This is a genomic window from Pseudomonas sp. S2_F07, assembly GCF_054668325.1.
This window is the reverse complement of sequence record NZ_CP162758.1, coordinates 3,700,805-3,714,816: the sequence shown is the minus strand read 5'-3', so window position 1 is coordinate 3,714,816 and position 14,012 is coordinate 3,700,805. Positions and strand designations below refer to the sequence as shown.

Genomic DNA, 14,012 nt, shown 5'->3' with positions numbered 1-14,012 from the left:
ATGGAACCTCTGGCTACCCAAGTAAACAGGAGCATCCAAGATGAACGGTTTGAGCGATGTGCGGCTGACGTTACACAGTCAGGAACTGGCGACCGGGCAGAACAACGGCACGCGGGAGGCGGGCATGGGCAATGCGTCGTCCGACCTGAGTCGCTGGGACCGGTTCTGGCGTCGCCTGCACACGCGCAAGGCCTTGCTGGCCCTGACGGCTGACCAGCTCAAGGATATCGGGCTGACACGGGAGCAGGCGCGGGAGGAGGGGCTGAAGCCTTTCTGGCGGATCTGAGTTTTGCAGTGTTCTTCAGGGCCTCATCGCGAGCAAGCTCGCTCCCACAAGGAGCGGTGGTGAACGCAAATCTTGTGAATGCCGTCAAACACTGTGGGAGCGAGCTTGCTCGCGATAGCGTCGGCAAAGACGCAGGGAATCTTTCAGACCAACTCTTTAAGCCGATGCCACAACATCCCCAACGCCAGCAACGGTGAGCGCAAATGCTTGCCGCCGGGGAAAGTGATGTGCGGCACCCTGGCGAACAAATCAAAACCCCCACTGTGCTGCCCGCTGATGGCTTCGGCCAGCAGCTTGCCGGCCAGATGCGTGGCATTCACGCCATGACCGGAATAGGCCTGGGCGTAATACACGTTCGGCTGGTCCTTGAGTCGTCCGATCTGCGGCAGGCGATTGGCGCCGATGCCGATCATGCCGCCCCATTGATAGTCGATCTTCACACCAGACAGTTGCGGAAAGACTTCCAGCATTTTCGGACGCATGTACGCGGCGATGTCTTTCGGATCGCGGCCCGAGTAATGGCAGGCGCCGCCAAACAGCAGGCGCCGGTCCGCCGAGAGCCGGTAGTAGTCCAACGCCACTCGCTGGTCACAGACCGCCATGTTCTGCGGCAGCAGGGCGTGGGCCTGTTCTTCGCTCAGTGGTTCGGTGGCGATGATGTAGCTGCCGGCGGGCAGGACTTTGCCACTGAGTTCCGGGTTGAGGTTATTGAGGTAGGCATTGCAACCCAGTACCAGGGTTTTGGCGCGCACCGAGCCCTCGGTGGTATGGACCTTGACCTCTGGGCCATAGTCGATGCGGGTCACGGCCGAGTGCTCGAACAGCCGGACCCCCAGTCGTTGTGCCGCTGCGGCTTCGCCCAAGGCCAGGTTCAGTGGATGCAGGTGCCCCGAGCCCATGTCGATCAGGCCGCCGACGTAACGCGTGGAGCCGATCACGGTGTGCATCTCGTTGGCTTGCAGCAAACGGGTTTCGTAGCGATAGCCGAGGCTGCGCAGTTCTTCGACATCCTCGGCGAAGCCTTCAAGGTCACGGGGCTTGTTGGCGAGGTCGCAGTAACCCCAGGTCAGGTCGCAGGGGATCTGGAAGCGCTCGACCCGTTGCCGGACGATTTCCACGGCTTCCAGGCCCATGAGTTTCATTTGACGAACGCCTTCGGCACCGATGACGCTGGTGAACTGATCGAGGCCGTGGCCGACGCCACGAATCAGCTGCCCGCCATTGCGTCCACTGGCACCCCAGCCTATTTTGTGGGCCTCAAGCAGCACCACGCTGAGGCCGCGTTCGGCCAGCTCAAGCGCCGTGTTCAACCCCGAAAACCCGCCGCCAACCACACAGACATCGGCCAGCACTTCGCCTTTGAGCGCCGCAAGTTCGGGCTGCGGCAGGCTGCTGGCGGCGTAGTAGGACGCGGTGTGGTTCAGGGCAGGCTGTTGAGCACGGGCATTCATGTGCGTGTTCCTGGTTCTTGCGTTTGGAAAACCTGACGGAGCATAAGCCGGACCTTCCCGGGCGGGCAACATTGGTCGGCTGGTGCTGTCTGGATCGGTGCTTTTGCGTCAGAATCGCGCTCTATTCCGCTATTGGTCACCGCTTCAATGAGCTGCAACAGCCAGACAATCCGCACATTGCGACAGCAGATTCCCTCGTTCGAGTGCGTTCCCGGCTGCCATGACTGCTGCGGGCCGGTGACCACCTCGCCGGAAGAAATGTCGCGCCTGCCGCGCAAGTCCCGCGCCGAGCAGGATGCCGCCATGGAAGAGCTCAACTGTGTGCATCTGGGGCCGAATGGTTGCACGGTGTATGACGAGCGGCCGCTGATCTGCCGGTTGTTCGGCACCACCAAGACCTTGCCGTGTCCAAATGGACGCGGGCCGGTGGAGCTGATTCATCCGCGGGTGGAGAAGCAGGTGTTCGAGTACATGGCCAGCACTCGGCAGGTGTTGGTTTAAGAGATCGCAGCCTGCGGCAGCTCCTACAAAAAGCGTGTGTACACCTGTAGGAGCTGCCGCAGGCTGCGATATTTTGATCTTCAATCCGGAATCGGCAAAGTCAGGCTCTCCTTCACCTCTTCCATCACGATATAGCTCTTGGATTCCCGTACATGAGGAAGTTTGAGCAGGATGTCGCCCAGCAACTTGCGGTACGAGGCCATCTCGGAAATCCGCGCTTTCACCAGGTAGTCGAAATCCCCTGACACCAGATGACACTCCAGCACATGGGGCAATTTCAGCACCGCGCGTCGGAACTCTTCAAAAGTATCGCCGGATTTGTAGTCCAGGCTGATTTCGACGAACACCAGCAGACTACCCTTCAGGTGCTGCGGATTGAGCCTGGCGTTGTAGCCCATGATGATCCCTTCGCGCTCCAGACGCCGGACCCGCTCAGTACAGGGCGTGGTCGAGAGCCCGACCTTTTCTCCAAGCTCCGTAAAGGAAATCCGCCCGTCCGCTTGCAGGATCCGCAGGATGTTGCGGTCGATCTTGTCCAGCTCACGTTTGGTCTGAGTGTTGGTACGCATAGGGGATGCGCCTCCGTGAAAAGGGTTTTTGCCGAGAATTGTCGCCAAATATAGGCGCTTATATAGTGAAAAGCACTGGCAAATCTTTTTTACACTGCGCGCATCTAAAGCTCTGAATAACAAACGTCAGCGGTTAGCCGCGATGAGGGATATGAAAATGCGCGTCATGGTCTTGGGTAGCGGCGTCATCGGTACCACCAGTGCTTATTATCTGGCCCGTGCCGGGTTTGAAGTGGTGGTTGTGGACCGGCAGCCAGCTGCTGCCATGGAGACCAGTTTCGCCAACGCCGGGCAGGTTTCGCCGGGTTATGCCTCGCCGTGGGCCGCGCCGGGTGTGCCGCTCAAGGCCATCAAGTGGCTGTTGCAGCGCCACGCCCCCCTGGCGATCAAGGCCACTGCCGACATCGACCAGTACCTGTGGATGGCACAGATGCTGCGCAACTGCACCGCCAGCCGTTATGCGGTGAACAAGGAGCGCATGGTCCGTCTGTCCGAGTACAGCCGCGACTGCCTCGATGAACTGCGGGCCGAAACCGGCATCGCCTACGAAGGCCGCAGCTTGGGCACCACCCAACTGTTCCGCACCCAGGCTCAACTCGACGGCGCCGCGAAAGACATCGCCGTGCTGAAAGAGTCCGGCGTGCCGTTCGAACTGCTCGACCGCGACGGCATTGCCCGCGTTGAGCCAGCGCTGGCCAGTGTCACCGACATCCTCGCCGGTGCCCTGCGCCTGCCGAACGACCAGACTGGCGACTGCCAGATGTTCACCACCAAGCTCGCCGAGATGGCCGCGAGCCTCGGTGTGCAGTTCCGTTTCGGCCAGGACATCCAGCGCCTCGACTTCGCCGGTGATCGCATCAACGGTGTATGGATCGACGGCAAGCTGGAAACCGCCGACCGCTACGTGCTGGCCCTCGGCAGCTACTCGCCGCAACTGCTCAAGCCACTGGGGATCAAGGCGCCGGTGTACCCGCTCAAGGGCTACTCTCTGACCGTGCCGATCACCAACCCGGCGATGGCCCCGACTTCGACCATTCTCGACGAGACCTACAAAGTCGCGATCACCCGTTTCGACAACCGCATCCGCGTTGGCGGCATGGCTGAAATCGCCGGTTTTGACCTGTCGCTGAACCCGCGTCGCCGGGAAACCCTGGAGATGATCGTCAACGACCTTTATCCTCAGGGCGGCGATCTGGCCCAGGCCAGTTTCTGGACCGGCCTGCGTCCGACCACCCCGGACGGTACCCCGATCGTCGGTGCCACACCATTCAAGAACCTGTTCCTGAACACCGGTCACGGCACGCTCGGCTGGACCATGGCCTGTGGCTCCGGTCGCTTGCTGGCAGACCTGATGGCGAAGAAAAAGCCGCAGATCAGCGCCGAAGGCCTCGATATTTCCCGTTATGGCAAAAAAACCCAGGAGTCTGCAAAGCATGTCAGTCCAGCGCCAGCTCACCAATGAGCGCATGAGTCAGATCGTCACCCATAACGGTACGGTTTACCTGGCCGGACAGGTCGGCGATGACATGAATGCCGGGATTGAACAGCAGACCCGCGAAACACTGGCCAACATCGAGCGTTTGCTCGACCTGGCCGGTACCGACAAGCATCATCTGCTGTCGGTGACGATTTACCTGAAAGACATCGACGCGCATTTCGAAGGCATGAACGCGGTATGGGATCAGTGGCTGCCAAAAGGCGTCGCCCCGGCCCGTGCCACCGTTGAATCGAAATTGTGCGAACCGGAAATCCTGGTCGAGCTGTCGGTTGTAGCCGCTCTGCCATAAAGCTTGTCAGAAAGATCCCTCTCCCGGTGCTGTTGGCGGTTCACGCTACCAGCCAGCGCCGGTTTTTCTTCCCGAAAACCCGACCAGAAGTCTGCCGCCATGCGTCCTGCCCGTGCCCTGATCGACCTTCAAGCCTTGCGCAACAACTACCGAATCGCCCGTGAACTCACGGGGGCCAAGGCCCTCGCTGTGATCAAGGCCGATGCCTATGGCCATGGCGCGGTGCGTTGCGCCCAGGCGCTGGAAGCCGAGGCGGACGGGTTTGCAGTAGCCTGCATCGAAGAGGCGTTGGAGCTGCGGGCGGCGGGCATTCGCGCGCCGATCCTGCTGCTGGAAGGTTTTTTCGAAGCCGATGAGCTGGCGCTGATTGTCGAGCATGATTTCTGGTGCGTGGTGCATTCGTTGTGGCAACTCGAAGCCATCGAGAAAGCGGCGTTGAGCAAACCGATCACCGTGTGGCTGAAGCTCGATTCGGGCATGCACCGCGTGGGGCTGCACCCGGCGGATTATCAGGCGGCCTACCAGCGACTGTTGGCCAGCGGCAAGGTCGCGAAAGTGGTGCTGATGAGCCACTTTGCGCGTGCCGATGAACTGCACGAGCAAGCCAGTGCCGATCAGGTGGCGGTATTTGAAGCCGCGCGCAAGGGCTTGTCCGCCGAGGTCAGCCTGCGCAACTCGCCGGCGGTGCTCGGTTGGCCGCAGATTCCGAGCGATTGGGTGCGCCCAGGCATCATGCTTTATGGCGCGACGCCCTTCGAAGAGGCCAACGAAGCAGCATCGCGGCTGCAACCGGTCATGACCCTGGAATCGAAAGTGATCAGTGTGCGCGAGTTGCCGGCTGGCGAGCCCGTCGGTTACGGCGCCAAATTCATCACCCCTAAACCGATGCGCATTGGTGTCGTGGCCATGGGTTACGCCGATGGCTACCCGCGTTTGGCACCGACCGGCACGCCAGTGCTGGTTGCCGGGCAGCGCAGCCAGTTGATCGGCCGGGTATCGATGGACATGCTCTGCATCGACCTGACCGATGTCCCGCAGGCCGGCCTCGGTTCGACCGTCGAGTTGTGGGGCAAAAACATCCTCGCCAGTGATGTGGCCATGGCTGCCGGCACGATTCCTTACCAGATCTTTTGCAACCTGCGCCGGGTGCCACTGCTCTATTCCGGGGCTTAGTGCGCAGGGCTCCAGACCGGAAGTCGCCTCGCTGAGCAGGATTCAGGTCAAGGTGTTGTAAATACTGAACGCTGTCGCCATGATAACGCTCACTATTCCAACAATCTGAATCCTGGAGGCGCAAGCTTTGGACGTCGGTGAACGACTGCAATCCATCCGTAGGCTCAAAGGCCTTTCCCAGCGTGAGCTCGCCAAACGGGCGGGGGTCACCAACAGCACGATTTCGATGATCGAGAAGAACAGCGTCAGTCCCTCGATCAGTTCGCTGCGCAAAGTGCTGGGCGGGATTCCCATGTCCATGGTCGAGTTCTTTTCCGAAGAAATCCTGCAGGAAAAACCGACCCAGATTGTCTACAAGGCCAACGAGCTGATCGATATTTCCGATGGCGCGGTGACCATGAAGCTGGTCGGTCGGGCGCACCCGAGCCGGGCCATCGCATTCCTCAATGAAATCTATCCGCCAGGCGCCGACACCGGTGACGAGATGCTCACCCATGAGGGCGAGGAAACCGGCATCCTGGTCGAAGGAAAACTGGAACTGGTGGTCGGTCTCGAAACTTTTGTCCTTGAAGCCGGCGATAGCTACTACTTTGAAAGTACCAAGCCACACCGTTTTCGTAATCCGTTCGATGTGCCGGCGCGACTAATCAGCGCAGCCACACCGGCGAATTTCTAAGAAAAGAGGCGTCCTGCCAGCATCGCAGAGGCGCCCGGGCTGTTTTTCCGTCGCGGCCTAAGACCCCTTCGACTTTGGGGTTGTTTCAGTGCGACGGGCTTACCGCTATACTTGCGCCCGCCTGCGAACCGTGGCCGTAGGCGTGACTAGCCACCATTGAGGGTGAACGCGTGAACCTAATTATGAAAATGCTGGCTGCACCAGCAACCGTATTGGCCCTATGGGCTGTCAGTGTCAGCGCTCAAGCTGCGACCAATGACGATATCGCCAAACGCCTTGAGCCAGTCGGCCAGGTTTGTGTTCAGGGTAAAGAGTGCAAGGGCATGGAAGTGGCCGCTTCCGCTGGCGGCGGTGGTGGTGCGAAAACTCCGGATGAAGTGATTGCAAAACATTGCAACGCTTGCCACGGTTCAGGCCTGCTGGGCGCACCGAAAATCGGTGATGCCGCTGCCTGGAAAGAGCGTGCCGATCACCAGGGCGGCCTTGACGGCATCCTGGCCAAAGCCATTACCGGTATCAACTCGATGCCGCCTAAAGGTACCTGCGCCGATTGCTCCGACGCCGAGCTCAAAGGCGCCATCCAGAAGATGTCCGGCTTGAAATAAGCCTGAGTCTTGCTGCTGGAAAAGCCGCTTTCGAGCGGCTTTTTTGTGCCTGTGATTTAACCCGGATGGCTGTTCATTGCAGCAAAGACCCGGCAAGCTCGGTCCAGGCCCAAGTCATGGAACGTGAGGGAGGATCCGATGGTTCAGTTGTGCTCTATCGAACAGGCAGTCGATGACGTCTTGACACGGTTGCCGGCGCATATCCACATGGGCCTGCCTCTGGGGTTGGGCAAACCTAATCACTTCGTCAACGCGCTGTATCGGCGGATCGCACAGTCGCCCGAACGACGGCTGACGATCTACACCGCGTTGTGCCTGGGGCGCCCGCCCTTGGGCGATGGTTTGCAAAAGCGCTTTCTCGAACCCTTTGTCGAACGGGTCTTCGGCGACTATCCGGAGCTGGAATTTCTCGCCGACCTGCGCCGCGATAGTCTGCCGGACAACATCCACATCCAGCAGTTCTTCATGCAGCCCGGCAGCCTGCTCAACAGTGCCGCGGCGCAACAGGATTACGTCAGCAGCAATTACAGCCATGCGGCGCGGGACATCAATGCCGCCGGGTTGAATCTGGTGGCGCAGCTGGTGGCCAGCCACGCCGAGCATCCTGACCGTTTGAGCCTGAGCTGCAACCCGGACATCACCCTCGACCTGTTGCCGATGATCGCCAGGCGCCGCGCCGCCGGAGAAACCATCCTGATGGTCGGCCAGGTGCACAACGACCTGCCTTACATGCCCGGCGATGCGGAAGTCGGCATCGACACCTTTGACCTGCTGATCGATGAGAAGGACAACACCACGCTGTTTTCCACGCCGAACATGCCGGTGGGGTGTCAGGACCATTTCATCGGTCTGCACGCCAGCACCCTGGTGCGTGATGGCGGTACCTTGCAGATCGGCATCGGCTCCATGGGCGATGCGCTGACAGCGGCGCTGCTGGCGCGGCAAGCCGACAACGACGGATACAGGGCTTTACTGGCAGACGTAAACCTCAGCCACTGGGCGCAACTGATCGAGCGCGAAGGCGGCATCGACCCCTTCGCCAAAGGCCTGTATGGCTGTAGCGAAATGTTCGTCAACGGCTTGCTGGTGCTGGCCGATGCCGGGATCGTGCAACGCAAGGTCTATCCGGATGTGGCGACCCAGCAGCAGGCGAATGCCGGCACCCTCGACGAGGCTGCACAAACCGATGGCATCTCGGTGCACGGTGGTTTCTTTCTCGGTCCGCGTAGCTACTACGAGCGCTTGCGCGAATTGCCGCAAAGCAAGCGGCTCGAATTCAACATGACCCGCATCAGCTACATCAACGAGCTCTACGGCCAGGAAGAACTCAAGCGCTTGCAGCGCCTGGATGCGCGGTTCATCAACACCGCGTTCACCGTGACCTTGCTCGGTGCCGCGGTGGCGGATCAGCTCGAAGACGGACGTGTGCTCAGTGGCGTAGGCGGGCAGTACAACTTCGTGGTGCAGGGGCATGCGCTGGCAGGTGCGCGCTCGGTGTTGCTACTGCGCAGCTGGCGTGAGTCCGGCGGCGACGTCAGCTCGAACATCGTCTGGGAGTATGGTCACTGCACGATTCCCCGGCACTTGCGGGACATCGTGGTCACCGAATACGGCATCGCCGATCTTCGTGGCAAGACCGATGCGGCAGTGATCGAGGCCTTGCTCAATATCAGCGACTCGCGTTTTCAGCCGGGATTGATCGAGCAGGCGCAGAAAGTCGGCAAACTGCCCAAGGACTTCTGTCTCGATCCGCGCTTCACCGATAACAATCCGCAGCGTTTGTTGGCGATTCAGGCGCGGCATCCGCAGCTGTTTCCGGAGTATCCGCTGGGCTGTGATTTCACCGAGGTCGAGCAGGATCTGTTGCGGGCGCTGAACTGGCTCAAGAGCAAGTTCAAGCTGAGTGAGGTGCTGGAGTTGGGCAAGGCAGCGCTGGACGCGCCGGAGCCTGCGTTGTTCCAGGAGCATCTGCAACGCATGCAACTGGCCAGTCCGGAGGGGATGAAGGAGGATTTGTATCAGCGCCTGCTGCTCACAGGCCTCAAGGCGACTGGGCAGTAACTGGTCACCGAAAACATCAGTGGGAGCGAGCTTGCTCGCGATAGCGGTGTATCAGTCAACGAAGATGTCGACTGACACTATGCAATCGCGAGCAAGCTCGCTCCCACAGGGGGATGTGCGTTGTGGTGGCTTTATTCGATAAAGGTCACAACACCGTCGGCCAGCGACTTCACTCGGGCCAGGGACTCTACGCGATAACCCTGCGAGTCCAGTTCCGCACGGCCGCCCTGGAACGACTTCTCGATCACGATGCCCAGGCCCGCCACGGTGGCGCCAGCCTGCTTGATGATCGAAATCAGTGCCTGGGACGCCTTACCGTTGGCCAGGAAGTCATCGATGATCAGCACGCGGTCGCTACTGGTCAGGTGGCGCGGGGAAATGGCCACGGTGCTTTCGGTCTGTTTGGTGAACGAGTACACGGTCGCCGACAGCAGGTTTTCGGTCAGGGTCAGGGACTGGTGCTTGCGGGCGAAAATCACCGGCACACCCAGGTTCAGACCGGTCATGATCGCCGGGGCGATGCCCGAGGCTTCGATGGTGACAATCTTGGTGATGCCCGAATCCTTGAACAGCGTGGCGAATTCGTCGCCGATCAGCTTCATCAGGGCCGGGTCGATCTGGTGGTTCAGAAAGGCGTCGACTTTCAGGACCTGATCGGAAAGCACGATGCCTTCTTCGCGAATTTTCTTGTGCAATGCTTCCATGAAGCTGTCCTCAGTTGGCTCCAGACACTGTGAAAACTACTGCGCTCGGTAATCCTGCGTTAAAAACAGGCTCGGAATGCTCATTTACAGCCAGTAAACTCCGCTTCCTCGCCTGTTTTTGCCTTGTCTTACCTTCGCTCGCTACGTTTTCACAGCGCCTGGCTATGCCGATGTTCAATTAAAAAGTGGTCAATTCTAGCGCTTTAACATCGCGCGTATATCCGCCAATGCATTGTTGCCACGCACGGCTTTGACTTCGGTCGGTGTGTCGTCGTTGCCTTCCCAGGCCAGATCGTCCGGCGGCAGTTCATCGAGGAAGCGGCTTGGTGCGCAGTCGATGATCTCGCCGTACTGCTTGCGCTTGGCGGCGAAGGTGAAGGCCAGGGTCTGGCGCGCGCGGGTAATGCCCACGTAGGCCAGGCGACGTTCTTCTTCGATGGTGTCGGCTTCGATGCTGGAACGGTGCGGGAGGATTTCCTCTTCCATGCCCATGATGAACACGTAGGGGAATTCCAGGCCCTTGGAGGCGTGCAAGGTCATCATCTGCACGCCTTCGGCGCCATCTTCCTCTTCCTGCTGACGCTCGAGCATGTCGCGCAGGACGAGTTTGCCGATGGCGTCCTCGACGGTCATTTCGCCTTCTTCGTCTTTTTCCAGGGTGTTCTTCAGCGCCTCGATCAGGAACCAGACGTTACCCATGCGGTAGTCGGCGGCCTTGTCGCTGGAGCTGTTGGTGCGCAGCCAGTTCTCGTAGTCGATGTCCATGACCATGCTGCGCAGGGCCGAGATCGGGTCTTCGCCGGCGCACTGCTCGCGCACCCGGTCCATGAAACGCTTGAAGCGCGACAGGCGATCGGTGAAGCGGCTGTCCAGATGCTCGCCCAAACCCATCTCGTCGGTGGCGGCGTACATCGAGATCTTGCGCTCGGTGGCGTAGTTGCCCAGCTTCTCCAGCGTGGTCGAGCCGATCTCGCGGCGCGGCACGTTGATCACCCGCAGGAACGCGTTGTCGTCGTCCGGGTTCACGATCAGACGGAAGTAAGCCATCAGATCTTTCACTTCCTGACGTCCGAAGAAGCTGTTGCCGCCGGAGAGGCGATACGGCACCTGGTGATGCTGCAACTTCAGCTCGATCAACTTGGCCTGGTAGTTGCCGCGATACAGGATCGCGAAATCGCTGTACGGGCGGTCGGTGCGCAAGTGCAGGCTGAGGATTTCCATGGCCACGCGCTCGGCCTCGGCGTCTTCGTTGCGGCAACGGATCACGCGGATCTCGTCGCCGTGACCCATTTCACTCCACAGCTGCTTTTCGAACTCGTGGGGATTGTTCGAGATCAGTACGTTGGCGCAACGCAGGATGCGGCTGGTGGAGCGGTAGTTCTGCTCCAGCATCACCACTTTCAAGGACGGGTAGTCGTCCTTGAGCAGCATCAGGTTTTCCGGGCGAGCACCGCGCCAGGCGTAGATCGACTGGTCGTCGTCGCCTACCACGGTGAACTGGTTGCGTTTGCCGATGAGCATTTTCACCAGCAGGTATTGGCTGGCGTTGGTGTCCTGGTATTCGTCGACCAGCAGGTAGCGCACCTTGTTCTGCCACTTTTCCAGGATGTCGGCGTGCTCTTCGAACAGCTTCACCGGTAGCAGGATCAGGTCGTCGAAGTCCACCGCGTTGAACGCCTTGAGCGTGCGCTGGTAGTGGGTGTAGACGATGGCGGCGGTCTGTTCCTTGGGGTTGCGCGCGTTTTCCAGGGCCTGGGCCGGCAGGATCAGGTCGTTTTTCCAGGCGCCGATCATGTTCTTGATCTCGTCGACGCCGTCGTCGCCCGAGTATTCCTTCTGCATGATGTCGGTCATCAGGGCCTTGACGTCGGTCTCGTCGAAGATCGAGAAACCCGGTTTGTAGCCCAGCCGCACGTGTTCCTTGCGGATGATGTTCAGGCCCAGGTTGTGGAACGTGCAGACCGTCAGCCCGCGCCCTTCACCGGCACGCAGCAGGGTGCCGACCCGTTCCTTCATTTCGCGGGCGGCCTTGTTGGTAAAGGTCATGGCGACGATGTACTGGGCGCGAATGCCGCAGTTCTGGATCAGGTGCGCGATTTTGCGCGTGATCACGCTGGTCTTGCCGGAGCCTGCGCCGGCGAGCACCAATAGAGGGCCGCCGACGTAGTTCACGGCTTCTTGCTGCCGGGGATTGAGTCGGGACATAGGTAAATTCAGGAGTCAGTCACGAAATGGGCCGGCATTTTAACAGGCTCAGCGAATTGTGCTGCTCTGTCCGACTTGTGACGTAGCGCGCTATCTGTAATTGCCGGTTTTGTTACTTTCACGCAGGATGCGCAACGAATTTGCGGCTAATGTTCGTAATTGCGGATACAAAGGGTTCGTTTTGCTCACTGATGTCATTGTCATTGGTCATCGGAACGGCATAATGCCCGTCGCCTACATCTTTGCAGAGTCTAGGGAGCTAGCTTGTCTACGCCTGTCGAACCCTTGCGTTTGCTGCTACTGGCCGAAGAGCCAGCGTGGGCAGCGTTGTTGCGCGAGTGTCTGGCTCCTATGGGGAGCTCGGCCGTGCTCATCAGCGCGCCGAGTTGGGAGTCGGTCAGCAGCCTGTTCGATGACAACCACAGCGCGGTGTTATTGACCATCCCGCAACTTCAACCGGCGCCGGGCCGTTGCAGCCTGCCGACGGTGTTGTTGCTCGACCATGAGCCGCTGACCCCGCCCGACGGCGTGAGTGACTGGCTGGTGCGCGACCTGCTCGATCCCGGCATGTTGCGCCGTTGCCTGCGTCATGTGCGCGAACGCGGCGTCCTGGAAAACACGCTGCAACGCCTGGCCGAGCAAGATCCGCTGACCGGCATCGCCAACCGTCAGGGCTTCCAGACCCTGTTGACGGCACGCCTGGCGGAAAACGACGGTCGTGGCCTGGCCCTCGGTCATCTCGACCTCGACAACTTTCGTTATGCCAACGACGCCCTCGGCCATCAGGCCGGTGACCGCCTGATCCTGCAAGTGGTGGCGCGGCTCAAGAGCCAGCTTGAGGTCGGCGATCAACTGGCGCGCCTGGGCAGTGATGAATTCGCTCTGCTGATCGACACCCGTCGCGCTCCCCAGCGTGCGGAGTGGATGGCCGAGCGCATCAGCGAAGCGCTGGCCGAGCCTTATTGGGTCGATGGTGAAAGCCTGCTGATCGGCTCCAGCCTGGGCATCGCCTACGCCCGGGCCCAGACCGGCGCGGATCCGCTGATGTGGCATGCGCACATCGCAATGCAGCAGGCCAAAAGCACCCAGGGCTGCACCTTTCACATTTTCAACGAGCGTATCAACCGCAATGCCCGCAGCATCGCCGACCTGGAAACCGAGCTGCGCCGGGCGCTGCGTCGCGATGAGCTGGAGCTGCATTACCAGCCACGGCTGAACCTCGAAGACGGGCAAATCGTCGGCCTCGAAGCTTTGGTGCGCTGGCGGCATGCCGAGCGCGGCTTGCTGCCACCGAGCGAATTCGTGCCGCTGGCCGAGCAAAGTGGTCTGATTGTGCCGCTGGGCTACTGGGTGATTTCCCGGGCCCTGCGCGACATGCAGGCGTTGCTTGAACTTGGAATGCCGCCGTTGCACATGGCAATCAACCTGTCGTTCCGGCAGTTCCAGGACAGCCAGTTGCTGTCGACCCTGAGTCGCCTGATTGCCGAGCGCGGTGTCGAGGCGCAGTGGCTGGAGTTCGAGCTGACCGAGACCGCCGTGATGCGCCGCAGCGATCTGGTCAAGCAGACCATGGACGCCCTAGGGCGCCTCGGCGTGCGCTTCTCCCTCGACGACTTCGGTACCGGGTTCTCGTCGTTTGTGCACCTCAACAGCCTGCCGATCACTTTGCTGAAGATCGACAAGAGCTTTGTCGGCGGTATGGAGCAGCGTGAGGAAAACCGCAAACTGGTCCACGCGATGATCAACCTGGCGCACAACCTCAACCTCGAGGTGGTCGCAGAAGGCGTGGAAACGCCGGAGCAACTGGATCTGCTGCGCGGGTTTGAATGCGATCAGGTGCAGGGGTATTTGATCAGCAAACCATTGCCGCTGGCCGAGTTGGTGGAGTACCTGACGTTTGGCTCCAGTCAGCAGCCGATGCTGGAAGTCGTGAGCTGACCGCGACCTTTCAGTTGGTCCAAAACCTGTGGGAGCGAGCTTGCTCGCGATGGCGG

The 14,012-nt window shown here is 60.3% G+C and carries 13 protein-coding genes; 9 read left to right on the top strand and 4 right to left on the bottom strand.

Annotated features, from left to right (window positions below):
- The first annotated feature begins 40 nt into the window (after positions 1 to 40).
- A complete protein-coding gene (locus AB4O40_RS16875) occupies positions 41 to 286 on the top strand; it encodes a DUF1127 domain-containing protein (RefSeq protein ID WP_056726862.1) in 246 nt (81 codons plus the stop codon).
- 143 nt (positions 287 to 429) lie between these two features.
- Here AB4O40_RS16875 and AB4O40_RS16870 read toward each other — a convergent pair whose 3' ends face one another.
- Positions 430 to 1,737 (bottom strand): NAD(P)/FAD-dependent oxidoreductase, encoded by a 1,308-nt coding sequence (locus AB4O40_RS16870; RefSeq protein WP_223541287.1) that lies wholly within the window; start codon positions 1,735 to 1,737, stop codon positions 430 to 432.
- A gap of 147 nt (positions 1,738 to 1,884) precedes the next feature.
- On the opposite strand from AB4O40_RS16870, the gene AB4O40_RS16865 reads away from it, so the two are divergent.
- Positions 1,885 to 2,238 carry a YkgJ family cysteine cluster protein gene (locus tag AB4O40_RS16865; protein WP_056726864.1) on the top strand — a complete coding sequence of 118 codons (354 nt, stop codon included), beginning with the start codon at positions 1,885 to 1,887 and terminating at the stop codon, positions 2,236 to 2,238.
- A gap of 80 nt (positions 2,239 to 2,318) precedes the next feature.
- Here AB4O40_RS16865 and AB4O40_RS16860 read toward each other — a convergent pair whose 3' ends face one another.
- Positions 2,319 to 2,807, bottom strand: coding sequence for an Lrp/AsnC ligand binding domain-containing protein (locus AB4O40_RS16860; RefSeq protein ID WP_007975155.1), 489 nt, complete (start codon positions 2,805 to 2,807; stop codon positions 2,319 to 2,321).
- 157 nt (positions 2,808 to 2,964) lie between these two features.
- Here AB4O40_RS16860 and dadA point away from each other — a divergent pair, with 157 nt between their 5' ends.
- The 6 genes from dadA to AB4O40_RS16830 all read left to right on the top strand — a co-directional run bounded on the left by dadA (position 2,965) and on the right by AB4O40_RS16830 (position 9,109).
- Positions 2,965 to 4,269: a D-amino acid dehydrogenase gene (dadA, locus tag AB4O40_RS16855; protein ID WP_223541288.1), complete on the top strand. Its 1,305-nt coding sequence runs from the start codon at positions 2,965 to 2,967 to the stop codon at positions 4,267 to 4,269.
- On the top strand, positions 4,241 to 4,594 hold the full coding sequence (locus AB4O40_RS16850; protein WP_056726340.1) for a RidA family protein: 354 nt from the start codon (positions 4,241 to 4,243) through the stop codon (positions 4,592 to 4,594). The genes dadA and AB4O40_RS16850 overlap by 29 nt, the downstream gene beginning before the upstream one ends.
- A gap of 99 nt (positions 4,595 to 4,693) precedes the next feature.
- Complete coding sequence (gene alr / locus AB4O40_RS16845) at positions 4,694 to 5,767, top strand: alanine racemase (protein ID WP_056726341.1); 1,074 nt, start codon at positions 4,694 to 4,696, stop codon at positions 5,765 to 5,767.
- 127 nt (positions 5,768 to 5,894) lie between these two features.
- The gene (locus tag AB4O40_RS16840; RefSeq protein ID WP_008023455.1) at positions 5,895 to 6,443 is read left to right on the top strand and encodes a cupin domain-containing protein; all 549 of its coding nucleotides are present in this window, start codon (positions 5,895 to 5,897) and stop codon (positions 6,441 to 6,443) included.
- A 182-nt stretch (positions 6,444 to 6,625) separates the two neighbouring features.
- Positions 6,626 to 7,048 carry a c-type cytochrome gene (locus tag AB4O40_RS16835; protein ID WP_033047925.1) on the top strand — a complete coding sequence of 141 codons (423 nt, stop codon included), beginning with the start codon at positions 6,626 to 6,628 and terminating at the stop codon, positions 7,046 to 7,048.
- A gap of 138 nt (positions 7,049 to 7,186) precedes the next feature.
- Entirely contained in the window at positions 7,187 to 9,109 is a 1,923-nt protein-coding gene (locus AB4O40_RS16830) for an acetyl-CoA hydrolase/transferase C-terminal domain-containing protein (RefSeq protein WP_223541290.1), read from the top strand.
- A 131-nt stretch (positions 9,110 to 9,240) separates the two neighbouring features.
- Here the strand turns inward: AB4O40_RS16830 and AB4O40_RS16825 are convergent, their stop codons facing one another.
- Positions 9,241 to 9,813, bottom strand: a complete 573-nt coding sequence (locus AB4O40_RS16825) for a xanthine phosphoribosyltransferase (RefSeq protein WP_046038985.1) — start codon at positions 9,811 to 9,813, stop codon at positions 9,241 to 9,243.
- Positions 9,814 to 10,008: 195 nt separating this feature from the next.
- The gene (gene rep, locus AB4O40_RS16820) at positions 10,009 to 12,018 is read right to left on the bottom strand and encodes a DNA helicase Rep (protein ID WP_056726343.1); all 2,010 of its coding nucleotides are present in this window, start codon (positions 12,016 to 12,018) and stop codon (positions 10,009 to 10,011) included.
- 264 nt (positions 12,019 to 12,282) lie between these two features.
- Here rep and AB4O40_RS16815 point away from each other — a divergent pair, with 264 nt between their 5' ends.
- Positions 12,283 to 13,956 carry a putative bifunctional diguanylate cyclase/phosphodiesterase gene (locus AB4O40_RS16815; protein ID WP_056726344.1) on the top strand — a complete coding sequence of 558 codons (1,674 nt, stop codon included), beginning with the start codon at positions 12,283 to 12,285 and terminating at the stop codon, positions 13,954 to 13,956.
- The last annotated feature ends 56 nt before the right edge of the window (positions 13,957 to 14,012 follow it).